The sequence below is a fragment of the Actinoalloteichus caeruleus DSM 43889 genome (genome assembly GCF_000429185.2).
Lineage (GTDB): Bacteria > Actinomycetota > Actinomycetes > Mycobacteriales > Pseudonocardiaceae > Actinoalloteichus_B > Actinoalloteichus_B caeruleus.
Genome location: NZ_AUBJ02000001.1, coordinates 5,439,390 through 5,461,674, shown reverse-complemented (window position 1 = coordinate 5,461,674; position 22,285 = coordinate 5,439,390). Strand labels below are relative to the sequence as shown.

The following is a 22,285-nucleotide window of genomic DNA, read 5'->3' as shown; positions in this document are numbered from 1 at the left end:
CCGGCCCCCGCCTCCACGACGCTCCGCAGGCACCGTGTCGCCCACACCCCCACCTGCGGCTGGCCGAGGAGGTCCCGGACCACGTCAGGGCGGTTCCGCTCGACCCTCACCAGCAGGGGGAACGCCTCGGCGAGCCATCCCCGGCCCGGCTCGCCCGAGGGGGTGCGTTCGAGGAGGCCGCGCAGCAGCAACAGGTGCCGGCTCAGGCGGGCATCCCGCAGCAGCGTGACGGCCGCCGCGCCGCCCCGCCCCTCGGCGAGCGCGTCGAAGGACTCCGCGGGCAGCTGGTGGGTGCGGCTCACCTCGCACCCGCCCGGAGCCTGGCCAGGTCCGCGCGCACGCGCCGGCTGACGTGGTCCACCAGGATTCGCAGGTCCGCGCAGTACACGGACGGGTTCAGGAAACCCTCGCCAGCCCGGTACCGGTGCGCGTACAACCCACCTCCGCAGACCGCCACCACCGGACAGCTCCGGCAGGTGGGGGACAGGCCCGCCAGTCCCAACTGCCGGGCCACCACGGCGGGATGGTCCATCGCCTCCTCCAACCCGTCCGCGACGGTCAGCCCCGTCGCCGCGGCCCCGTCGAAGGCGGACCGCAGGGAGTCCACCTGTTCGAGCGACCCGTCGGTGTCGACCACCACGAAGGCGACCGGGGCGAGCCCCACCGCCTCCGACCTGCTCCGGCCGCCCAACAGCAGGTTGACCAGTTCCTCGAACAGCCGGACCCTGGTCTCCCGTCGCGGCGCCCCGTACCACCGGTCGTAGACGGCCATCAGCCACCGGGCGTAGTTCCCGTCCGGCACCCGGCCCGGTGGGGGCGGGGTCGTCCAGTTCCCGTGCGGCAGGAGGAAATCCACCGCCGGCGGGGAGTAGGACAGGAGGTGCTCGTAGACCTCCACCGGGTCGTTGTCCAGGTCGACGACGGCGAGCAGTCCCGCGAACAACTCGGGGTGGGCGGCGGTCAGGCGTCGGATCCCGGCCGCGGCCGCCGCGTGACTTCCGCCGCCGCCCCGGCGGCGCCGGTGCCGGTCGTGCGCGTCGGCGCCGCCGTCCAGGCTGACGCCGACCCGGACCCGGTGTTCGGCGAGCACCCCCACGACCTCGTCGGTCAACAGCACCCCGTTGGTCTGGATGGCGAACCCGATGCGGGCGACCGGCTCCACGGACGCCCGCAGCACCCGGAGGACCCGGTCGAGCGCCACCGGGCCGACCAGGAGTGGTTCACCTCCGTGCAGGGTGATGCGGACGTCCGCCAGGTCATGCCGCCGCGCGTGCTCCGCGACCCGGTCGGCCACCACCCGGACCGTCTCCTGGCTCATCACGGCCGGAGTCCGGCGCCAGGACGTGTCGGCCATCTCGTAGAGGTAGCAGTAGTCGCAGGCCAGGTTGCAGCGCCCGTGCACCTTGAGCACGAACCGGGAGAACGGCAGACGTGGCTGGCCACGCTCACGCAGTCCCGCGACATCCAGGCCCCCCGGCCATTCCCGACCGGAGCCCGGGCGGTCGTCGCCTCCCGCCCGCCGTGGCTCGCCCCCACTCCCCGCGGTCACGGCAGGGCCCCTCATCCCGAGTCCAGCGGCGGCCCCGGGGGCTCGTTGTCGAAGTCGGCCAGCACCTGGCGGGGGGACGCGATCTCCCGCAGGACCCGCCGCAGCGAATTCACCAGCACCGAATCATCGGCCTCACACAAATGGTCCAGCCGAATGTCGGTGAGGTCCGCGAGGCCGGAATCGAGACGGGCGTCAGTCTCCCACACGGTCCACCCTCCTGACCCCACCGAAAACGGGACGGAGGGACGACCCGGTGGGTAGAATACCGGCCAGCGCGGTGAGGGCCGGGGTGGTGGGACGGTATCGGTCGTAGGCCACGAGGGACATTCTCGACGAACGAACCACGACAATCGCCGTGGCGACGTTGTTGCTGACCATGACAACTCCCCGACGTATGCAACGCCATTATCGCCATAACGTCGTCCGCTGACAACCAAGGTTGCCAGCGGGCAATCACACTGCGTACCCGGGAGCGGTCGGACGGTCACACCGTGCGGACCAGTGCGTCGTTTGTTGCCCGGTTCGGCCGAACCGGAACTGACCCGAAAACCGGCGGCCGATACGTCGCCCGACCGACCTCGGGTAACCCCCACCGTCACCCGGAACCGGGGTGGATACGCCCGATCAGACCAACTCGCCGAGTTCCCGTCGGATTTCTTCCGTTTCCGGGTGATTCGTCCCCAGCAGCCGCACCCGAATCTCCAGGACCTCGGTCAGCTCCCCCACCCCAGCCGACCGTTCGCCGGACTGGTACAGCGAACGAGCACGATAAATCCGGCACCGCAGGGTCTCCTCGGCTTCCGGGCCGAGCAATTGGGCGAAGGCCCCGGCGGCGTCCGAGAGCAGATCGATGGCCGATTCGAAGTAGCGCAGGCGCATCGCGAAGCGCCCGGCGGTGAACAGCCGCTTCGGGTACTCCTGCTCGCCCGGCCTCGTCGCCCTGGCCGCGCGCCGCCACGCGTCGTAGGAGTCGGCCAGGTCGGTCTCCAGGCCCGTGCTCTCCGCCTGGTCGCCCAGCACACCCGCCAGCTTGGCGAGCACGTCGGCGTGGGCCGGTCCCTCCGGGTCGAGGTCCTCCAGCACGGCCCGGTACAGCGTGGCCGCCTCGGCGAGCTCCCCGAGCTCCCCGATCAGCAGGAAACGCCGGTGCAGCACGTCGGCGAGCGACTCCCGGTAGACCCGGGCACGCGAGTCGTCCTCGGGCGTGGCGTCGAGGGCGGACCGGCCGGCGCGGGCCGCGTCGTCCAGGTAGTCGGGGATCTGGGACAGCGTGTAGCGGGCGAACAGCGCCGTGCTGAGCCGGTGCAGCAACGTGGCCTCGTCCTGTTCGCGGCCGCCGCCGACCCGCAGCGCCTCCTGGTAGAAGCGGATCGACTCGTCCAGCGAGCCGGCGCGCCCGAAACGCTGGTAGCGCAGCAGCAGCCCCCCGGCGAGCCCGACCAGGGACCGGAAGCGGCCGTTGCGGTCCAGCGCGAAGAACTGGAGCGAGTCGCGGAACGCCGTGATCGCCTTGTCCAGCTCGTCGGAGGTGCCGGACCTGCGGAAGGAGGCCAACGCGTCCTCCGCCTGCTCCAACAACGCGCGGTGGTGGTCCCGGTCGTGCCGGAGGCTGCTCGGGTTCTCCCCTCGCAGACTGGTGGCCAGCTGACCGTGCACCCGCCGCAACACCGAGACCGAGACGTAGGCGAACGGGCTGCCGAACACCCGTTGGCCGTTCTGCGGCCGACCCGGCATCGCCAGGGTCGCGCTGAACTCCCTGGGGCTGATCCCGAAGTGGTCCTCCAGGAAGTGCGACAGGGCCTCCAGGACGGCCTGCTGCCCCGATCTGCTCAACATCGACAGCAGCACCTCGCGCACCCCGGGCAGGAACTGGTAGTGCACGTCGGTGGTGGGCCCCACCGGGACGGCGGACTCCTCGGCCGGCATCGCCGAGGACAGCGTCACCAGGCCCCCGGTCAGCACCTCGGAGAGGTGGAACGGCCGGGACTCCGGCATCATCACCCGCTGCACCAGCCGGATGACCGAGAGGTCCAGGGGAACCGCGGAGAGGTAGGTCGCCAGTTGGAAGGCCTCCGGGCTCGCGGCGGCCCTGAAGGACCACACCCGTTCCAGGGGCGACGCCGGGAGGTACCGCCGCTGCCGTTGGACCGGGCTCGTCGAGGGACGCGTCGCGGGCAGCCCGAGCACCGCGCAGTCCATCGTGGCGCTCCCCCGACCCGCCACCAGCCTGGCCCAGGGCCCCAGCCACTCCGGCCCGAGCTGGAGGACGGGGATGCTGGTCGCGCGGGTGCTCCTGCGCCGGTCGGCCAACGACCGCCGCGCCCGGAACCGGAACCGGCGGCGTCCCCGCCCGAAGGTCGCCGCCGACATGCGGCCGCTCACCGGCCGGACGCCCGTCCGCCGCCACAGGTGCTGGGGCAGCGGTTGGAAGACGGACACCGGGCCGCTGCGGGAGAGCTCCGCGAGCCCCCGCCCGATCACCCCGCTGTCCCACCCCTCGCCGACGCAGTCGCTGACCACGATCACCACGCGCCGCCCGGCCGGGTCGAGCAGCTCCGGCAGCGGACGCAGCCGCGTGCTGTCCCGGCGGTCGGAGCTGCTCTGCGAGACCTCACCGTCCTCGGTGCTGTGCAGGTAACGCACCCGCACGTCCCGGAACGCCCCGAGGCACTGCAACAGGCTGGCCAGCTCGGAGACCAACGCCTTCCAGATCACCATGGAGGCGCCGGTGTCGACGAGCAGCACCACGTCGAACCACCGTTCGGGCACGGGCCGGAACACCGGCCTCCACACCTGGGTCCTGGCTATCCAGGCGACCGTGCCCTCCTCGTCGAGCTGCTGGGTCCGCCCCGCGACCAGGCGTCTCTTGAACGCGCGCAACTGGCGGATCAGCTCGAGCTGGTCGGGGAGCGCGCTCACGGCGGGCACGCGGATGTTGTGGCCCCTGGCCTCGGTGCTGGGGCGTTCCTCGGTCAGCCCGTTCGAGTACAGGCCGTACCGCCAGTCGTCCCCGACCTCGTTGCCGTCCCTGCCGTCCACGCCCCGGCCGTCCTCGGCCGGCGGCCGGTAGGGCGCCGGCCACCCCTCCGGCTCGGCGGCCTCCTGCTTGGCCGGTCGGGTCACCCGGACCGTCGAACCGCCGGTCGGGCCCCCCAGGTGCCGGGCGAGCCACAGCGCCTCGGCCACCTCACGGTAGGTGGGTTCCAGGCCGAGGTCGTCCAGGACCTTGATCAGACGGCGCATGCTCATGGCGTCAGGTGGTGTCGACGAACCGGAGGATCTGGTCCGCGAGCCGCTCGCGGGTCTCGCCCCGTTCCTGGGCCGCGTAGGAGGTCAGGTAGATGGCGCTCAGGAGCTGGTCCGTGGTCAACGTGCCGTCGGCCCGCCGAGCCAGGAACCGCTCCACGAGGTCCTGGCTCTCCTCGTACATCTCGGGCCCCAGTTGCGACTCCACCATGCTGGCGAGCTGCTCGGGCCCCGGCTCGCGGAGCTCGACCCGGATGCACCGCCTCAGGAACGCCGGGGGGAAGTCCCGTTCACCGTTGCTGGTGAGCACGACGAAGGGGAAGGCCCGGCAGCGCACCTGCCCCCGGTGGATCTCCGCCTGCCGCTCGCTCCCGGACACCGCGACCGACACGGCGGGCTGGGTGGCGGCGATCCGCTGGAGCACCGGGACCGTGTACTCCCCGTTCTCGAAGACGTGGAGCAGGTCGTTGGGCAGGTCGATGTCGCTCTTGTCGATCTCGTCGATGAGCAGCACCCTGGGCCGTTCGTAGGGCAGCAACGCGGTGCCCAGCGGTCCCAGGCGGATGTAGCGGCCGATGTCCAGCGGCTCGGTGGCGTCGGGAAGGTGCCGACGCAGGTTCGCCTCCTCGAGCCGGGCCATGGCGTCGTAGCTGAACAGGCCCTGCTCGATGGTCGAGCGGCTGGTGATCGACCAGGTCAGGACGGGGCCGAGGCGGAGTTCGCTCGCGATGGAGTAGGCCAGGGTGGACTTCCCGATGCCGGGTTTCCCGGTGACAAGCAGGGGCCGGCGGAGGTACAGGGCGGAGTTCACGAGCTCCAGCTCGTCGCCGTAGGGCCGGTACACCCTGGCCCTGGCGACGTCACCCAGCCGGCGCGCGACCGAGGGGTCGTCCGCGTCGGGCACGGGAAGCGGGGGACCACCGTCGAAGTACCGCCACGGGGGCGGTTCGGGCAGCCGTTCGATGCCCTCGTGCGGCTGCCCGCTGCCGCGGAAGATCAACCAGTCGTCCACGTCACTGCTTCCTCTCACGAAGGTGAGGCCAACGGGTACTCGTCGGGCGGACGCCGTTCCGGATCCTCCCAGAGCAGCACCACCTGGTGGCCGGGGTGATCATCGTCCGCCCCCGGTTGGGTGGCCATGTTGCGCAGGTCCCGCACCTTCCACGGCAGGTCCGTCACGCCGACGCCCTGGAGGCTCCTGTCGAGCGTGTCCAGGAACCGGGTACCCGCGCACGACTCCCCTGTCCCACTTCCAGGTGAGTCCGAGTAGTGCAGATCACACAGGTCGCGCCGCCAGAGCAGCACGGGCACGCCCGCGAAGAGCCCCTCGACGATGACCTCCCCCGTGGACGGTTCGGTCGGGGGGTTGGCCAGGGCGAGGGCCGTCTGACCGGCGGGGAGCTGGAAGAGCCCCGCCCAGGCCTCCCGTTCCCGGTCGTCCCGGCACCGGACCAGGGTCAGGGGGACCGGACCGGTGAGGTCCCGCAGGTACTCCCACCGGGCGGCGCTGTCCTCCCGCCGGGTCTCCTCCTCGTCCTGCCAGTTGTCCAGCGACCGCAGGACGACGGCGTGCCGCTGGCCGAGCCGGGTGGCGGTCTGCTCCGGCCACAGCTGCCAGCGGTCGATCGGCTCGTTGAGCAGTTCGAGGGGGAGGACGAACTCGACGATCGCGTGCCGCTCCCCCAAGCGGCGCAACGCCTTCGGCAGTTCGTCCTGGATCCGCTGCCACAGCCCCGGTTCGGGGCGTGGGGTCGTCTCCCGGAACTGGGTGTCCCACTGGCCCGGCCCCCGGTACAACCAGAGCGTGAACAGGTACTGGTCGGGGTCGTGGGCACTGGGCACCACCTCCGCCAGCACCGAGGAGGTGCGCCGCAGGTTGGGGGACGGTCCGCTCTCGCTGCCGAGGTGCTCGTCGAGGACCGCCTTCTGGTCGAACATCACCGCGAGGCGGCGGAGGTTCTCCCGGAGCAGCACCTGGAGCACCGGGTCGTGGCACCGGTCGAGCAACGCCGCCAGGAACCGCAGGACCGGGTGCAACTGCCCGCCCAGCGGCAGGTTCACCAGGACCTGCACGGTGTCGTGGTAGTCCAACAGCTCGATGTTGAGCGAGGGGACCTGCGGGTAGGCGGCGTGGTGGAAGACCGCGTTGACGTCCTCCACCCGGTCGAGCCGGGCCAGGATGCCCAGCAGGGCCGCCTCGTCGGCCGGGTTGATCAACGGGGGCGGCGAGACGTCCTGGCGCTGCTGGGTCAGCAGCTGGGTGCGCAACGAGGTCCACGGGCCCTCGTCGGCGTGGAACAGGTCGTGCGCCCGCCAGATCGATCGGAGCAGGTCGCCGGGAAGTCGGCGGAGCGCCGCCACCGGCAGGGCCAGCCCCCCGTGGGGTTGGTTGGCGTTGCGGTTGGTGCGGACCAGTCCCAGCACCTCCCCCGTCCGCATGTCGAGGAGGGGGCTGCCCGACATCCCGCTCGGGATCTCGTCCCCGCTGACCCGCAGCAACGGCTGGTTCTGGAGATCGGTGAACCCGGAGTAGGTCAGCCGCGCCGAACTCAGGTGGGGTTCGTCGCTGTAGATGGTGGCATACCCCTCGACATGCGCGGAGCCCTCGAGACCGGGGCGCTGCTCGCCGAGGAACACGCGGTCACCGAGGAAGACGCACCCGGGGACCGAGGTGGTGTCCTCGATCTCGATCACGGCGAGGTCGGGGTACTGGGTGAGCCCGGCGCTGGTCAGGTGGTCGGGGGCCTCCGGGTCGGCGAACACCACCGTGCCGTGGAGGGATCCGGCGGGCCACGTCACCGTCACGGGCCCACGCCGCCACCCCACCACGTGGGAGCAGGTGAGCACGTACCCGGGCGCGACGAAGAAGCCGGTGCCGCCCTCGATGTCGTCGCCCTCGACGAGTACGACGCAGTCGGCGAGCTTCCGGCTCAGCTCGCCCGTCTTGGATCCACCGTGGAACATGGCGGCGCTACTCCGGCCGTGTCCACGTCACGAGGTCACTCTCCCGCCGAACCGTCCTCAGCGGCATCGTCCTGGCCACCGTCCGGCTCCTCCGCATCATCCCCGTCGTCTCCGTCCGCCTCGGCTCCTCGGCCCCGGGTCGACTTCGACCAGCCCAGCGCGACCTTCACCGTCGCCTTGGCGCCCGCGTCGGTCAGGACGCTGACGATCTTGCCGGCACTGACGGACAGTTCCAGGCCGAACTCGACGGTGACGGTGTCCGGCCTGACCCGGACGAGACCCCGCTGAACGCTCTCGGCCACTCCCTGGATCGTCTCGGCGAGCCCTTCCACGGAGGGGATGACCTTGCGGAAGCCGACGTCGGAAGGCCCGCGGTCGGCCGAGGACACCCGGGCCCAGATCTCCTGCCCGCTGGGCAGACGCATCCTCACCAACTCAGACACAGGCGTCTCCTTCGACGAGCGGCCCCCACACCACCCCAGCCAACTCTAATGAGGACCCGGAGGCCGCCGGTACCGCAGTGCGGGTGGAACAGCGGGGGGACGGCGCAGTAGGACGGCTACTCCGCGTGTCGGACCCACCGCGTCTCCCTGGTCCTTCCGGGGCATGGGACCCGCCGGCCGGCGGCGTTCGCCTGGCGGGCCACCACCAGCCGCACCGAGCGGGCCGATGCGTGCGGCCAGCCGGGTGAGGCCCCGCCACTCCCCCGCGCCGCACGCTCCCGAGGCCGCCCTCCGCGACGCGGGCGCGGCCACCCGGTGCCACCCGAGGACCGCGGGCGGCGGCGATGTCGAGCGGCGGTTCGGCGAGCGGACACGCGCCGCACAGCGGGGAGTCCGGTGACCGGCCGGTTCGGCTGGGGAGACCGGTGACGCCTCCAGCAGGCCGGCGGGAACAAGAGAAGGCCCGCGGTCCGTCGCTCCACGGATCGCGGGCCCTGGCCGTCGGGGTGGCGGGATTTGAACCCACGACCCCTCGCACCCAAAGCGAGTGCGCTACCAAACTGCGCCACACCCCGGCCGCACCGTCGTCCGGTGCCACTGGAGCATAGCGCGCGGCGAGGGCCCGGCGGTGGCCGGCTGCCAGAGCGCGCACCGACCCCGTCGACGGGATCACGTCCGCCACCGCCACGCTGGTCCACGACCGGATCCGGGGCGCCGCGAGGGGTGCGACGACGATCGGCTAGACTTCCCGCACGACGACCTGGACACCAGGCTCGCGGGTGTAGCTCAATGGTAGAGCCCCAGCCTTCCAAGCTGGTTATGCGGGTTCGATTCCCGTCACCCGCTCCACACGACGGTGGCGCCATCCGTACGGATGGCGCCACCGTTCGTTCGGTGGTGTCCTCGCCGACGGGCCGCCCGCCTGGTCGCCCGGCGCTGGGGTCCGGGCCGGGGAGGGCCGGGAGCTCGGCCGCTCAGGCTGATTCGGGGACCGTCGGGTCCCAACGCTCCAGCCCCACGTGCGACAGGCGTTCCCGGGTGCGGTCGACCGCGCCCCGCAACTGGTCCCGGCCGAGTTCGAGGAACCGGCGGGGAACCGAACCCACCGGATCGCGCGCCTCGATGTCGGCGATCCACTGGTCGAACGTCCGCCGTTCGCCGTTGGGCCCCACGGTCAGCTCGCAGTACCAGAGAGCGTCCCTCGTGGGCCCGGGCTCGTCGGGGAACTCCGCGAGCTCGTCCGCCAGCCCCCGCAGCCCGGCCTCCACCGCCGCTCCCCCGTGGTGGGCGACCAGGCCGCACAGCCGAGGGTGCGCCCCGAGGTCACGCAGGTGACGCGCCCCGTCGACGGGCGGGAAGCCGGTGTCGACCAGATCAGGCGCGTAGCCGATGCAGTGCAGGACGGCCGCGGCCACGAGCAGGCCGTGGTCCGGCTTGTAGAGGTCCGCGATCTGCACCGCGCGCACGCCCACCGCCTGGGCGTGCCGCCACCGGCCGGGCGCCGTCGTGGCCAACCGGTCGCGCGCCACCCCGTGCGCCCACCTGACCTGCTCCATGACACGACGGTAACCAAGGAAACCTGTCCGTAACAGCTTTTCCGTGACGGGCCGGTGACGCGCGGGAGAACCACCGGTGCCCTGGGCCCCGAGGGCCGCCTCGGCGGGGGCTGGGCAGCCGGGAGTCATCGAGGACGAGCGGCGGTGGCCCATCACCCCTTCGGCGACTCCCGACGTCCCCGGCTGCCCTACTCGGCCAGGGCGCGCGCACCCGCGATGTGCGTCGGCGTCACCCGGACCACGACTTCGCCGGGAGTCGCGTTCCGCCGCCCGTACTCCTCGGCGACCTCGGCTCCCACGTACCGCGCCGCGATCGCGGTCGCCCACCGCCGGACGGCGTCCAGGTCGTCGTCCACCCGCGCCGTACCGTCGACGGTCAGGAAGTGGTACGGGGGCAGCTCGTAGTCGAAGCACAGCGAGACGCGCCCGTCCCTGGCGATCGTCCGCCCCTTCACGCTGCTCGCCGAGGTCGTGAAGACGACGTCGTCGCCGTCCAGTGCCACCCAGACCGGGGCGACGTGTGGAGACCCGTCCTTGCGGACGGTGGCCACCTTGGCGGTCTTCGCCGGCTCCTCGGCGACGAAGTCCCGCCACCAGGTCCTCGGGTCGTCTCGCTCTGCCATGACCGGAGCGTAGGCAGCATCGCGCCACCTCGCCGCTCGGAGGAGGAGGAGGAGGAGGAGGAGCGGCCTCAGCTCCCCCGCACCCCGCCGACCCGCTCCGCGCCGGGCGCGGAGGGGGCGGGGACGAGCCCGTCGACCGCCGCCAGCACGGCGGACCACGGGATGGCCGGGTCCTCGGCCTCGGCGCTGACCAGGCGCACCCCGGCGGACCGCAGCACCGCGAGGTGGCCGGCCCAGGCCGGGTGCCTCACCTGCGACGGCCCCACCCTCGGGCTCAGCACCAGCGGTACCCCGGCGCCGAGCGCCTCGCCCACCTTCGTCAGCGCCAGGTTGTCGGCAATGCCCAACGCCAGTTTGGCGACGGTGTTGGCGGTCGCGGGAGCCACCGCCCAGCAGTCCGGGCTGGGCCCCGGGCTCGGCTCGCTCGGGAGCCTCCCCCGCCACCGGACGGGGAAACCGGTGACCCGCCCGACCCTTTCCAGGTCTCCCGACTCCCGCCACCAGCCCGCCGCGGTGGGGGTCACCGTCACCGCCACCCGCCACCCCGAGGCCTGGGCCGGGAGGATCATGCCCTCCAGCACGGTCGAGCAGCCCTCGGCCGCGCAGCACACCAGCCCCAGCGTTCGCCCGTCACCCATGCCCCCACTATCGCCCTCCCCCGTCGGGGCCCCGCCGAGGGGGGACGCCACGCTCGGTGGCGGTCCCACCGCCGAGGACGGGAACGTTCACCCGAGCGGCGGAGTCGGTCCGTCCGTCGTCGGACGCGGGTAGACCACGGCCTCCTCGGTCCTCGGTTCCACCCAGAACCGGGCGTCGACCCGCACACCCAGGTCCGCGACGGCGCCGGTGGGGAGGGAGACCCGGAGGTCGGGAGGGCCTTCGACCGAGACCAGGACCCGGTCCACCTGGGACTCCAGGCCGACGACCCGCACGGGCCAGGACCGCCCCTCGTCGGCCGGCGCCACGGCGCGCAGGCGCAGCGCGGCCGGGGGAACGCGACGAGGACATCCCCGACGGGGGCGCCCGGGAGGGTGAGAGCGCAGCCGTCGAGGGCGACGCGGTCGCCACCCAGGCCCCGACCCGGGACGAGGTTCACCCCGACCAGGTCGGCAACGTAGCGGCTGGCGGGACGGGTGGCGATCTCGCGGGGCGCACCGCACTGCACGACCCGCCCCTCCTCCAACACCACCACCTGGTCGGCCAGGACCATCGCGTCCAGCGGATCGTGGGTCACCAGGACGGCGACTCCCCCGAAGTCGTCGAGGTGCCGGCGGAGCTCGGTCCGGATCCGCATCCTGGTGCCCGCGTCGAGCGCGGCCAACGGTTCGTCCAACAACAGGAGTCGTGGTTCGGTCGCCAGTGCCCTGGCCAGGGCCACCCGCTGCGCCTGGCCGCCCGACAACCGCCGGGGGCGCCTGCCCGCCAGGTCCCCCAGCCCCACCCGGTCCAGCCACTCCTGGGCCACCTGTCGCGACCGCGCCCGGGACAGACCTCGGCACCGGGGCCCGAAGGCGACGTTGTCCAGGGCGGTGAGGTGCGGGAAGAGCAGGTAGTCCTGGAACACCACGCCCACCGGTCGCCGTTCGGGCGGCAGCAGAACCCCGGCGGTGGGATCGTCGTACACCGTCCCGTCGAGCACCACCCGACCGGCGTCGAGGGGGAGGAGACCGGCGAGGACACGCAGCAACGTGGACTTCCCCGCGCCGTTGGGCCCGAGCAGGGCGGTGACCGTGCCGGCCGGTGCGGACACGGCCGCGGACAACGTGAAGTCCCCGGCCCGGGTCACGCGGACGTCGGCGGACAGCGTCACCTCGACGCACCTCCCATCCAACGCTCGCGGAGCAGCGCCAGCACCGCGACCGACACGAGCAGCAGGACGAGGCTGAGCACGATCGCGGCCTCCGGGTTGGACTCCATCGCCAGGTAGACGGCCAGCGGCATGGTCTGCGTGCGGCCGGGGAAGTTGCCCGCGAAGGTGATCGTCGCGCCGAACTCCCCGAGGGCCCGGGTCCACGCGAGGACCGCACCGGCCGCGACGCCCGGCGCCACCAGCGGCAGTGTCACCCGGCGGAAGGTGACCCAGCGGGAGGCGCCCAGCGTGGCGGCGGCCTCGTCGAGCCGGACGTCGGCGGCGCGCAACGCACCCTCCACGGACACGACGAGGAACGGCATGGCCACGAAGGTCCCGGCGAGAACCACCGCGCCGGTGGTGAACGGGAGGGACACCCCGAACCACTCGTGCAGGTGTTCCCCCACCAGGCCACGCCGACCGAAGACCACCAGCAGGGCGACGCCACCCACGACGGGTGGGAGCACCAGCGGAACCGTCACCAGGGCTCGCACCAGCCGTTTCCCGGGGAAGGTCGACCGGGCGAGCAGCCACGCCAGCGGAACCCCGAGCAGCAGGCTGAGCGCGGTGGCGGCGGTCGCGCACACCAGGGACAGCCGCAGCGCGCCGAGCACCTCCGGGCTGCCCAGCTGCGCGGGCAACTCCCCCCACGGCGCCCGCAGGACCAGTCCGAGCAGGGGAACCAGCAGGAACGCCAGTCCGAACAGGGCGGGCACGAGGAGGAGCGCCGGGGCCACCGCGCCGGCCCTGCGGGGCCGTGCCCCACCCCGCTCCGCCGTCCCCCGCCGGGGAGCGCCGGCCGGTGGGCCGCTCACGGGACGTCGAACCCGGCGGTCCGCAGCACGTCCTCGGCGGCCGGGGACCGCAGGTAGTCGACGAAGGCGGAGGCGAGGTCGGCGTCGGATGCCTCGGCGAGGGCCGCGAGCGGGTAGTCGTTGACGACCCGCTCGGACTCGGGGAAGTCCACCCCCCGCACCTCGTCACCCGCGACGAGGACATCCGTCCGGTACACCAGCGCCGCGTCCACCTCACCGAGTCTGACCTTGGTGAGGGTGGCGCGCACGTCCCGTTCGTAGGTGTCGGGCTTGGCATCGATGCCCGCCAGTTCGAGCACCTCCCGCGCGGCGCCGCCGCAGGGGACCGCCGGCGCGCAGAGCGCGATGACCTTGTCCGGATCGGCGAAGTCGGCGAGGCCGGTCACCCCGCCCGGGTTCCCGGACGGCACCACGATCTGGAGCCGGTTGGCCGCGAAGATCACGGGGGGCTCGGCCACCAGGTCGAGGTCGACCACCTGGTCCATGGGCTCGGGGCTGGCCGAGGCGAACACGTCGGCGGGCGCCCCGGCCGCGATCTGCTGGGCCAACGCGGAACTCGCCGCGAAGTTGAAGTCGATGCTCGTGCCCGGGTGGCCACGTTCGAACTCCGCTCCGAGTTCGGTGAGGACCTCGGTCAGGGACGCCGCCGCGAACACCACCGCGGACCGGGAGGTCTCCCCGACCTGGGCGACGTCCTGGTCGGGGGCCGAGCAGGCCGCCACCGCCAGCCCGGACACCAGGGCCACCGCGACGGGTGTCCGCCAGGCCCGACCGGTCCCACCCGCTCGTCGCCGCACCCGTCTCCCCCTCCTGCGCGATCCACCGGCCAACCCCCACTGTAGTTCCGCATTCGCGGAACCAGTACCGGGTATTCGCCCGCATCCGCGTCACTGGGCGGGGGAAGGGGCAGCGGGACAGGGACGAAGGCGTTACCGGGCGCGGGTCACGACGGGCGCGAGATCCGGCCTCGGCTCGTCCAGCGGCTCGACCTGCCACTGCCAGCGCCCGACCGCGTCCACGCCGGGGATGTCGGCCCGGCCGGTCGACCAGAGCAGGACGTGCCACGAGTCGACCGACCAGCCCTCCTCGGGGATCTGCGGGAACAGCCGTCCCAGCAGGCGACGGGCCACGTCGACCGGGGCCCGGTAGTCCAACCCGAGACCGAGCGCGAGGTCGTACCCGTGCAGCACCAGCTCCGCGACCCCGACCGCGAGCAGCCCCTCGGCATCGGCTCGGCCGTCGGCGCAGGCTCCCCGTGCCCCCGGCGGCGCGGTGCGGAAGGCGACCGTGAGCAGCGCGGCGCTGGCCCGGATGACCTCCACGAGCTGGGCGGCGGTCGCACCGTCCTCGGCCCGGAGCCAGCAGGCCAGCTGCTCGTGGCTCCGCCCGGCCAGGGTGACGGCGGAGAAGAACAGGTCGTCGGCGACGTGTTCCGCCGTGGCGTGGCACGTCCAGTCCAGCCCGGCGGCGCGCACCTCGCGCCACTCCCGGTCCGTGGCGGCGGCGAGCACGGCCAGCACCCCCTCTGCCGCCCTGTCCAGGTCCTCGGCGGTGACCGGGTTGCGTCGCGCTGGTTCGGAGTGGGCCACCCCGGCAGTATCGACGGGAGCACCGACGTTCCCGGCCGCCCCGGCGGTGTGGCGGCCGCCGCGCGCTGGCGTGGGACCGGGCCTCCGGGGGGCAACGGGGGCACGCCGGCGCCGGGTACACGAGGGGAGCAGCCATGACCAGCGAGCTGAGCGTCCGCGAGCTCACCGACGACGACTTCACGGAGAACCTCGCCGTCCTCGTCTCCGCGTTCCTGAAGGACCCCGACCCCGACCGCGAACCGCTGCTGCGGCGGGTGCTGGAGCTGGAACGCCACCACGGCGTCTTCGACGGCGCCGAGCAGGTGGGCAGTTGCGGTGTCATGACCAGGACCCTCACCGTGCCGGGCGGGGAACCCCGACCGCTGGCCGCCATCACCCACGTGGGGGTGAAGCCGGGCCACCGCCGCCGCGGCATCATGCGCATGATGATGCGCGCGCAGCTCCACGCGCTGCACGAGGCCGGCGCGGAGCCGGTGGCGGGACTGGAGGCGTCCGAGGCGGGCATCTACGGGCGCTACGGCTACGCGCCCGCCACCGAGTGGGCCGACATCCGGGTACCGAGGGGTGCGGAGTTCCGGGCCGACGTCGACACCGGCCCGGACCCGGTGCGGGAGGCGCCGAGGGAGGACGCGCTGCCCCGGCTGCGGGAGCTCCACGACCGGGCCGCCGGCCGCGTGGGGTGGCTGGACCGCGGCGCCCCGGTCTGGGACCTCTGGCTGGCCGACACCCCCCGTGCCGACCGGACCGCCTACCGCTTCGCCACGCACCCCCGGGGGTACGCCGTGTACCGCCTGCTCCACGGCGAGGGCAGGCGGGAGGCCAGGGCGCGGGTGGAGGTGCTGGAGATCCAGTCCCTGGACGCCGTGGCCGCCGCGGCGCTGTGGCGCTACCTGCTCGACATCGACCTGGTCAGCGAGGTCCAGTGGTTCGGCGCCGCCGTGGACGATCCGATCCGGTGGTTCCTCGCCGACCCCCGGCGAGCCCGGGTCGAGGTGGAGGACGCGCTGTGGCTGCGGATCGTCGACCTCGACCGCGCCCTGCCGGCCCGCGCCTACGCCGCCGAGGCCGACGTGGTGTTCCAGGTCTCGGACCGGCTGTGCCCCTGGAACGCGGGGCGGTGGCGGATGGCGGTGGACGCCGACGGGCGAGCCGAGGTGCGCCGCACCGACGCCGAGCCCGCGCTTTCGCTGGACATCAGCGCTCTCGCCGCCGCCTACCTCGGCGGGACCACGCTGACCGCGCTGGCCGCCGCGGGCCTCGTCTCCGAGCACCGGAGGGGCTCGGTGCGGGCCCTGACCCGCGCCTTCCTCGCCGATCGGTCCCCGCACTGCCTCATCGACTTCTGAACCCTGCCGGGCCTCCGGGGCGGCGGGTCCCCGCGGACGGTCGAGCGCGGCCCAGCCCAGCCCCGCGAGGTCGTTCGGACGCACGTCCCCTTCGGGGCGCGGTACCTCCGGGTGTTGATCGTGAGCTGACACCCGACGGGTAACGTCAACTTCGTCCGGTTCGCACACACGCGGACGCGCCCGAGGCAGGAGGAACGATGATGGGCACAATCATTCTGATCGTGCTCTTGGTGGCAGTGGTCGGAGGTGTCGCCCTCATGCTGAGGCAGAAGGCGGCCGCGCGGCAACGCGAACTCGAGAACGCCCAGGCGGACGCTCGCCGCTGGGTCGAGCGGCTCGGCGGGCAGGTGATCAACCTGGTCGGTTCGAACGAGGCCTCCCAGCAGGCGTTGGCGGACGCCTCGGAGCGTTACACCGCCGCCGGCTCGCAGATGGAGCAGGCCAAGAGCACCGAACAGTGCGCGCTGGTCACGGCCACCGCGATGGAGGGGCTCTACTACGTCCGCGCGGCGAGGACCGCGATGGGCATGGACCCGGGCCCGGAGCTCCCCGACCTCAACGGCCAGTCGCGGGCGGGTTCGGTCGGCGAGGACCGGCAGATCGAGCTGGAGGGCCGGCAGCTCGCCGCGTCCCCCAACCCCGGCGAGCAGACCCCGCACTACTACCCCGGCGGCGAGGTCGCGGGGCGGCCCGTTCCGCAGGGTTGGTACAGCGAGCCCTGGTGGAAGCCGGCGCTGGTGGCCGGCGCGTGGGGCATGGGCTCGGCGCTGCTGTTCACCGCCCTGTTCTCCGGGATGATGGGCGTGCCGGACGTCGTCGTGGTCGAGGCGGCGGCCGACGAGAACGGTGACGACTCCGGCGACTCGGGCGGCGACGACTCGGGTGACTCCGGTGACTCGGGCGACTACGACATGAGCGACATGGGCGGGGACATGGACTTCGACATCGGGATGGAGTGAGTACTCCGTCGAGGTGATCGCCCCAGACTGATCGCGCCGAAGGGCCCCGGGTTCGCCCGGGGCCCTTCGTTCGGTGTGGAGCCGGCAGCCTCCCCGTCCAGGACGCGCACCGCGTGCTCACGGCGTCGGGCCGAGGGGCCTGCCGGGCACCCGAACCGTGGTCTGGTGTCCCCTCGTCAGCGGGTACCCCGCGACGGGTCCGACGGCCGCCCCGTCGTGGAGATCGTCCTGGCCCCGCCGAGTCCCGGCGAGCCGCGTCGGCGATGGCGAGCACGGCGACGTCCGATCTCCGCCGCCGCGTCACCAGGCGGAACGTCGACGGCCGGCTCCGGTGCTCAACGCTCCGGCTGGCAGCTCGGGCACCAGTACAGCTTGCGGCCCCCGAGGTCCCGCATCCGGACTTCCACGCCGCAGACCAGGCAGGGCTGCCCGTCCCGCCGGTAGACGTAGACCTCGCCGCCGTGCCGGTCCTGGCGGGGCGGCCGCCCCATCCGGTGTGGCTCGTGTTCCTCGGCGACCGTGTCGATGCGTCCGGTGCGAACCCCGTCGGCCATCAGGTCGACCAGGTCCTTCCAGAGGGCCTCCCACAGCTCGCGGTCGATCAGCCGGCCCGGTGTCATCGGGTCCACGCCGTGCCGGAACAGCACCTCGGCCCGGTAGACGTTGCCGGCTCCCGCCAGCACCGACTGGTCGAGCAGCAACGCGGCCACGGACCTGCCAGACCGGCTCAGCCGCGCCCACGCCCGCTCGGGGTCGGCGTCGGGCCGGAGCGGATCGGGTCCCAGCCGGTCGACGAGCGCGTCGACCTCGTGGTCGTCGAGCAGGCGGCAGGTGTTGGGCCCCCGGAGGTCCGTCCAGTGGTCACCGCCGACCAGGCGCAGGCGCACCTGCCCGACCGGTTCCGGCGCGGGGCGAGCTCCTTCGGTGAACGTCCCGTACAGACCGAGGTGGATGTGCACCACCGGGGCGGCCTCGTAGCGGTGCAGCAGGTGCTTCCCGTGGGCCTCGGCAGCGACCAGCACCCGACCGTCCAACCGCGACGCCTCGGCGGCGAACCGTCCCTGCGGGCTGGTGACCTCCACCGGGGCCCCGACGAAGAGCTCCCGGTGACGTCGGGCCAGCCGGTGCAGGGTGTGTCCTTCCGGCATCAGGGCCTCCTCGGTCGGCGGGCGAGGACCTGGCCTCCTCGGCGCCGGCCCGCGTCCTCGTGCCCCGCCGGGACCGGGGCCAGGCGCCCGGCGTGCGGGGTCAGGACGCCGGCAGGGCGGGCGGCGTGCCGGTGCGCTCGTACTCGGCGAGCAGCTCCAGCCGTCGACCGTGCCGGTCCTCGCCGGAGAACGGTGTCTCCAGGAAGGCCGCGACGATCGCGGTGGCCTCCTCCCGGGTGTGCATCCGCGCGCCCACCCCGGCCAACTGGGCGTCGTTGTGCTGCCGCGCCAGTCGCGCGGTCTCCACGCTCCAGGTGAGGGCGGCACGGGCCCCGGGGACCTTGTTCGCGGCGATCTGCTCACCGTTGCCGGAGCCACCGAGCACGATGCCCAGGCTGCCCGGGTCCGCGACGACCCGGCGGGCGGCCTCCACGCAGAACGGCGGGTAGTCGTCCAACGGGTCGTAGGCGTGGGGGCCGACGTCGACGACCTCGTGGCCCTGTTCGGTCAGCCACCCGACCAGGTGTTCCTTGAGTTCGAAGCCGGCATGGTCGGCTCCCAGGTAGACGCGCACGGGGGCAGTCTGCCAAACGCCGCGGGCCGCACGGGAACCCGTGCCCCCGCCACGACGTCCCGCCGTGCCACCATCGCGCCGTGACCTTGGCGGCGCCGGGCGACGGGGTGTTCGAACAGGCTGGCTTCGATGTCAGGCTGGACTGGGGAGAGCGGGGCATGGCGAACCTCGCCCCCAGTTGCGGTGTGCTGGTGGTGGTCGACGTCCTCTCCTTCTCCACCGCCGTGGACGTCGCGGTGGGGCGTGGCGCCTCGGTGCTGCCCCTGCGCTGGCGGGACGCCCGCGCGGCGGAGGCGGCCGCGCGGGCCGGAGCGGTGCTGGCCAGCCGTCAGCGCGGCGCGGGCTGGTCGTTGAGCCCCGAATCCCTGTCCACGCTGGAGACGCGGACCCTGCTGGCCCTGCCGTCGCCGAACGGGGCGACGCTCTGCTCCCTCGCGGCGGGATCCTCCGCGACCGTCCTCGTCGGGTGCCCGCGCAACGCGGCGGCGGTCGCGGGAGCGGCTGCGGCGTGGCGCGCCGGCCGGCCGGTGGGCGTCATCGCCGCCGGTGAGCGGTGGCCCGACGACACGCCGCGACCGGCGGTGGAGGACCTGTTGGGAGCGGGTTCCATCGTCTCGGCCCTGCGCGCCGTCGAGCCGCTGATCGACGTCTCGGCGGAGGCCGAGGTGGCCGCGACCGCGTTCGAGTCGTACGCGGGCGCCCTGGGCACCGTGCTGGCCGAGAGCGTGTCGGGCCGGGAGCTGCGGGCGGCGGGCTTCGGGGCGGACCTCGAGCTCGCGGGGTGCCACGACGTCTCCCATGCGGTGCCGGTGCTGCGGGACGGCGTGCTCCGGGGAGGCTGAGCCCCTCGCACGGCCGGGACCCGCCCACACGAGGGGCGTCCACGGCCGCTCCGCGCCGTGGCCCGCCACGCGATACTGGACGGGTGGGACCGCACGAGGACGAGGACATCGGCGCCGGGACCTGGATCGAGGTCGGCGACCGGGTGTGGGCGCGCCGGTACCGGGAACTGGACCTGTCCGTCGGCCTGGTCGTCGGACGCGACCGCTGCCTGGTCGTCGACACCCGGGGCGACCGGGAACAGGGGGCCGAGTTCGCGGCCGAGGTGCGCGCGCTGACCGAACTGCCGTGGACGGTGGTCCTCACGCACGTCCACTTCGACCACTGCTTCGGGAGCGAGGCCTTCCTGCCGTGCCCGGTGTGGGCGCACCCCGACGCCGTCGAGGCGTTGGAGCGGACCGCCGCCGCGCAGCGCACGGAGTGGGTGGCCCGGTACCGGGCCGAGGGGCGGTCGGCGATCGCCGACCGGTTGGACCGGGTCCGTCGCCCCGTCCTCCCACGTCCGCTCCCCGCCGACCCGACCACGTTCGACCTGGGCGGCCGCACGGTGCTGGTGCGCCACCTCGGGCGCGGCCACACCGATCACGACGTGGTGGTCGAGGTACCGGACACCGGCACGGTGTTCGCCGGTGACCTCGTCGAGCAGGGCGCGCCACCGGACTTCGGCGACTCCTACCCGCTGGAGTGGCCGGGCGCCCTCCGGCGCCTCGCCGGGTTGGTTCCGGCGAACGGGGTGGTCGTGCCCGGTCACGGGGAACCGGTGGACGCGGCCTTCGTCCTGGCACAGGCCGACGATGTGGAGCGGGCGGTGGTGTCGTGCCAGTCCGGCTCGCCCGACCGGGCCGCTCCCGGCGGTGGGGAGCCGCCCTATCCCGAGGAGACGATGGCGGTCATCGCGGCGCGGGTGCGCGCGACCCGCCCCGAGGTTCCGACCAGCCCCCCGACTGGTGGCGCGACGACGGCTGCCCGTCCCTCTGACCGATCACGTCCCGCCAGTTGATCTTGACGGCGGGTGCTGCCCGGGTGGCATATCCTGTGCCGCAACGGTGCTCAGGGCGACGGACGTCGCGCTACCGAGGGGAGGTGGACATGCGACCGAACCGGCGGGTCACCGGGCCACCGTCCTCCACGTCCGGTCCACCACGCCGGGACTCCCTGCACCGGGAGCTCCAGGACGCCCTCGAACACGGACCGTTCAGCGACGCGTTGCGGCTCGCCATCGAGACGAGCGGTCTGAGCCTCGACCGCATCCAGCACCGGTTGGCCGAGCGGGGCGTGCGCATCAGCCTGACGACCCTCAGCTACTGGCGGCACGGTCGGAGCCGACCGGAACGTCCCGAGTCGTTGCGGGGCGTCCAGATCCTGGAGGAGGTGCTCGCCCTCCCCGACTCCTCCCTCACCGCCCTGCTGGGCCCGCGACGCCCCCGGGGTCGATGGGTGTCCCGGACACCGAGGAGCCTGGACATGGACCAGCTCTTCGGTGACCAGGAGACGCTGCGCGACCTGCGGGCGAGCCTCGGAGTGCCCTCCCCCGACCAGCTCATCCCGCTGGCCGTGCACGACCTGCTGGTGGTCGACGCGCGGCGCGACGAGCTGGCGATCCGGACCAGGATGGTGATGCAGGCGGCGGTGGACGGGGTGTCGAGCACGTTCCTCGTGTACCGGAGTGACGATCCCGAGCGCACCGCCGCCGCCATCAGCACCCGCTACTGCACCCTCGGGGAGGTGCACCGCGACCCGGCCAGCGGTTTCGTGATGGCCGAACTCGTCCTTGACCGCGTCCTGGGCACCGGCGAACCGACCGTCTTCGAGTACGAGATGGAGCTGCCCCCCTCGGAGCCCGCCGGGTACCACGACCGGCGTTTCCTCTTCCCCACCCGGCAGTACGTCCTCCAGGTCCAGTTCGCCCCCACCTCGCTGCCCACCCACTGCCAGCGCTACTACCAGGCCAGCGGGGACGCGCCCAGGCAGGACGTCCGCGAGGTCCCCCTGGGCGCGTCGAACGCCGCCGCCATGATCGAGGTCGATCTCGCCGCCGGCATCTACGGGATGAACTGGGGCTGGAGTTGACCGGTCAGGAGAAGTCCAGCGTTCCCGTGCGGGTCCGCTTCAACTCGAAGAAGTGCGGGTAGGCCGCGAGGGTCCGGGACGCGTCGAACAACGCCCCCGCCTCCTCACCCCGGGGGATGCTGGTCAGGACGGGGCCGAAGAACGCGACGCCGTCGACGTGGATGACGGGGGTGCCGACATCCATCCCCACCGGGTCCATCCCCTCGTGGTGGCTGGCGCGCAGCCGCTCGTCGTACTCGGTGCTCGTCGCGGCGTCCGCCAGGTCGGCCGGCAGACCCACCTCCGCCAGCGACTTGCTGATCACCCGGTCGTAGTCCCGGTCCTTCTCGAGGTGGATCCGGGTGCCGAACGCGGTGTAGAGCGGGCGCAGCACCTCCTCGCCGTGCTGAGCGGCCGCGGCGACGGCGACCCGGACCGGCGCCCAGGCCTTGGTCATCAGTTCCCGGTACTCGGCGGGCAGGTCCCGATCCTCGTTGAGGACCGACAGGCTCATGACGTGGAAGGAGAGGTCGATCTCCCGCACCTTCTCGACCTCGAGCACCCACCGGGAGGTGATCCAGGCGAACGGGCACGCCGGGTCGAACCAGAAACGAACGCGCGGCTTGGACGGGGAGTCTGCGGACACTGTCACGCCTCCAACTTGATCGGTGCCGGGGTGGGGCTTACGTCCGCACTCAACCACCGCCGTCGCCGGTCCTATTCCCGGCGCCGGAC

The 22,285-nt window shown here is 73.3% G+C and carries 21 protein-coding genes and 2 tRNA genes; 6 read left to right on the top strand and 17 right to left on the bottom strand.

Annotated elements, in window-relative coordinates; all coding sequences use genetic code 11:
* Positions 1-298: 298 nt before the first annotated feature.
* The 7 genes from G443_RS22235 to G443_RS22210 all read right to left on the bottom strand — a co-directional run bounded on the left by G443_RS22235 (position 299) and on the right by G443_RS22210 (position 8,777).
* Entirely contained in the window at positions 299-1,549 is a 1,251-nt protein-coding gene (locus G443_RS22235) for an FxsB family cyclophane-forming radical SAM/SPASM peptide maturase (protein ID WP_245588763.1), read from the bottom strand.
* An 11-nt stretch (positions 1,550-1,560) separates the two neighbouring features.
* A complete protein-coding gene (locus G443_RS26040; RefSeq protein ID WP_026418514.1) occupies positions 1,561-1,755 on the bottom strand; it encodes an FxSxx-COOH-like cyclophane-containing RiPP peptide in 195 nt (64 codons plus the stop codon).
* Positions 1,756-2,173: 418 nt separating this feature from the next.
* On the bottom strand, positions 2,174-4,798 hold the full coding sequence (locus G443_RS22230) for an SAV_2336 N-terminal domain-related protein (RefSeq protein ID WP_026418515.1): 2,625 nt from the start codon (positions 4,796-4,798) through the stop codon (positions 2,174-2,176).
* A gap of 4 nt (positions 4,799-4,802) precedes the next feature.
* Positions 4,803-5,825: an AAA family ATPase gene (locus G443_RS22225; RefSeq protein WP_245588764.1), complete on the bottom strand. Its 1,023-nt coding sequence runs from the start codon at positions 5,823-5,825 to the stop codon at positions 4,803-4,805.
* Positions 5,822-7,759: a VMAP-C domain-containing protein gene (locus tag G443_RS22220; RefSeq protein WP_026418517.1), complete on the bottom strand. Its 1,938-nt coding sequence runs from the start codon at positions 7,757-7,759 to the stop codon at positions 5,822-5,824. Before G443_RS22220 ends, G443_RS22225 begins: the two co-directional genes overlap by 4 nt.
* A gap of 35 nt (positions 7,760-7,794) precedes the next feature.
* Complete coding sequence (locus tag G443_RS22215) at positions 7,795-8,202, bottom strand: CU044_2847 family protein (RefSeq protein ID WP_155886095.1); 408 nt, start codon at positions 8,200-8,202, stop codon at positions 7,795-7,797.
* 501 nt (positions 8,203-8,703) lie between these two features.
* Positions 8,704-8,777 (bottom strand) — tRNA-Pro (locus G443_RS22210).
* Between the two features lie 200 nt (positions 8,778-8,977).
* On the opposite strand from G443_RS22210, the gene G443_RS22205 reads away from it, so the two are divergent.
* Positions 8,978-9,051, top strand: a tRNA-Gly gene (locus G443_RS22205).
* 125 nt (positions 9,052-9,176) lie between these two features.
* Here G443_RS22205 and G443_RS22200 read toward each other — a convergent pair.
* The 7 genes from G443_RS22200 to G443_RS22170 form a co-directional block, all read right to left on the bottom strand.
* Positions 9,177-9,758, bottom strand: coding sequence for a hypothetical protein (locus G443_RS22200; RefSeq protein WP_051313863.1), 582 nt, complete (start codon positions 9,756-9,758; stop codon positions 9,177-9,179).
* 188 nt (positions 9,759-9,946) lie between these two features.
* Positions 9,947-10,381 (bottom strand): PPOX class F420-dependent oxidoreductase, encoded by a 435-nt coding sequence (locus G443_RS22195; RefSeq protein ID WP_026418518.1) that lies wholly within the window; start codon positions 10,379-10,381, stop codon positions 9,947-9,949.
* 68 nt (positions 10,382-10,449) lie between these two features.
* Positions 10,450-11,019, bottom strand: a complete 570-nt coding sequence (locus G443_RS22190; RefSeq protein ID WP_026418519.1) for a flavoprotein — start codon at positions 11,017-11,019, stop codon at positions 10,450-10,452.
* Positions 10,947-12,191 (bottom strand): ABC transporter ATP-binding protein, encoded by a 1,245-nt coding sequence (locus tag G443_RS22185; protein ID WP_253860269.1) that lies wholly within the window; start codon positions 12,189-12,191, stop codon positions 10,947-10,949. Before G443_RS22185 ends, G443_RS22190 begins: the two co-directional genes overlap by 73 nt.
* Positions 12,188-13,045 (bottom strand): molybdate ABC transporter permease subunit, encoded by an 858-nt coding sequence (gene modB / locus G443_RS22180; RefSeq protein ID WP_026418521.1) that lies wholly within the window; start codon positions 13,043-13,045, stop codon positions 12,188-12,190. Before modB ends, G443_RS22185 begins: the two co-directional genes overlap by 4 nt.
* Positions 13,042-13,842 carry a molybdate ABC transporter substrate-binding protein gene (gene modA / locus G443_RS22175; RefSeq protein ID WP_051313864.1) on the bottom strand — a complete coding sequence of 267 codons (801 nt, stop codon included), beginning with the start codon at positions 13,840-13,842 and terminating at the stop codon, positions 13,042-13,044. Before modA ends, modB begins: the two co-directional genes overlap by 4 nt.
* 132 nt (positions 13,843-13,974) lie before the next feature.
* On the bottom strand, positions 13,975-14,634 hold the full coding sequence (locus G443_RS22170; protein ID WP_051313865.1) for a maleylpyruvate isomerase mycothiol-dependent enzyme family protein: 660 nt from the start codon (positions 14,632-14,634) through the stop codon (positions 13,975-13,977).
* Between the two features lie 134 nt (positions 14,635-14,768).
* Between G443_RS22170 and G443_RS22165 the strand changes: the two genes are divergently transcribed.
* Together G443_RS22165 and G443_RS22160 are read left to right on the top strand one after the other, a co-directional pair.
* Positions 14,769-15,980: a GNAT family N-acetyltransferase gene (locus G443_RS22165; RefSeq protein ID WP_026418523.1), complete on the top strand. Its 1,212-nt coding sequence runs from the start codon at positions 14,769-14,771 to the stop codon at positions 15,978-15,980.
* Between the two features lie 200 nt (positions 15,981-16,180).
* On the top strand, positions 16,181-16,939 hold the full coding sequence (locus tag G443_RS22160; protein WP_035274319.1) for a hypothetical protein: 759 nt from the start codon (positions 16,181-16,183) through the stop codon (positions 16,937-16,939).
* 335 nt (positions 16,940-17,274) lie between these two features.
* Here the strand turns inward: G443_RS22160 and G443_RS22155 are convergent, their stop codons facing one another.
* The gene (locus G443_RS22155) at positions 17,275-18,087 is read right to left on the bottom strand and encodes an Fpg/Nei family DNA glycosylase (protein ID WP_026418525.1); all 813 of its coding nucleotides are present in this window, start codon (positions 18,085-18,087) and stop codon (positions 17,275-17,277) included.
* A 100-nt stretch (positions 18,088-18,187) separates the two neighbouring features.
* On the bottom strand, positions 18,188-18,661 hold the full coding sequence (locus tag G443_RS22150; RefSeq protein WP_026418526.1) for a ribose-5-phosphate isomerase: 474 nt from the start codon (positions 18,659-18,661) through the stop codon (positions 18,188-18,190).
* An 80-nt stretch (positions 18,662-18,741) separates the two neighbouring features.
* On the opposite strand from G443_RS22150, the gene G443_RS22145 reads away from it, so the two are divergent.
* From G443_RS22145 to G443_RS22135, 3 genes are all read left to right on the top strand, one after another.
* Positions 18,742-19,503: a 2-phosphosulfolactate phosphatase gene (locus tag G443_RS22145; RefSeq protein ID WP_245588765.1), complete on the top strand. Its 762-nt coding sequence runs from the start codon at positions 18,742-18,744 to the stop codon at positions 19,501-19,503.
* 83 nt (positions 19,504-19,586) lie between these two features.
* Entirely contained in the window at positions 19,587-20,501 is a 915-nt protein-coding gene (locus tag G443_RS22140) for an MBL fold metallo-hydrolase (RefSeq protein WP_051313866.1), read from the top strand.
* A gap of 89 nt (positions 20,502-20,590) precedes the next feature.
* A complete protein-coding gene (locus tag G443_RS22135) occupies positions 20,591-21,571 on the top strand; it encodes a hypothetical protein (protein ID WP_081715377.1) in 981 nt (326 codons plus the stop codon).
* Positions 21,572-21,575: 4 nt separating this feature from the next.
* Here the strand turns inward: G443_RS22135 and G443_RS22130 are convergent, their stop codons facing one another.
* Positions 21,576-22,202: a mycothiol-dependent nitroreductase Rv2466c family protein gene (locus tag G443_RS22130; protein ID WP_269808366.1), complete on the bottom strand. Its 627-nt coding sequence runs from the start codon at positions 22,200-22,202 to the stop codon at positions 21,576-21,578.
* Positions 22,203-22,285 lie beyond the last annotated feature (83 nt).

Bases quoted from the DNA above. Each gene is read 5' to 3' on its own strand.
- G443_RS22230 (WP_026418515.1), bottom strand. From the start codon at position 4,798: ATGAGCATGCGCCGTCTGATCAAGGTCCTGGACGACCTCGGCCTGGAA.
- G443_RS22220 (WP_026418517.1), bottom strand. From the start codon at position 7,759: ATGTTCCACGGTGGATCCAAGACGGGCGAGCTGAGCCGGAAGCTCGCC.
- G443_RS22200 (WP_051313863.1), bottom strand. From the start codon at position 9,758: ATGGAGCAGGTCAGGTGGGCGCACGGGGTGGCGCGCGACCGGTTGGCC.
- G443_RS22195 (WP_026418518.1), bottom strand. From the start codon at position 10,381: ATGGCAGAGCGAGACGACCCGAGGACCTGGTGGCGGGACTTCGTCGCC.
- G443_RS22190 (WP_026418519.1), bottom strand. From the start codon at position 11,019: ATGGGTGACGGGCGAACGCTGGGGCTGGTGTGCTGCGCGGCCGAGGGC.
- G443_RS22165 (WP_026418523.1), top strand. From the start codon at position 14,769: ATGACCAGCGAGCTGAGCGTCCGCGAGCTCACCGACGACGACTTCACG.
- G443_RS22160 (WP_035274319.1), top strand. From the start codon at position 16,181: ATGGGCACAATCATTCTGATCGTGCTCTTGGTGGCAGTGGTCGGAGGT.
- G443_RS22155 (WP_026418525.1), bottom strand. From the start codon at position 18,087: ATGCCGGAAGGACACACCCTGCACCGGCTGGCCCGACGTCACCGGGAG.
- G443_RS22135 (WP_081715377.1), top strand. From the start codon at position 20,591: ATGCGACCGAACCGGCGGGTCACCGGGCCACCGTCCTCCACGTCCGGT.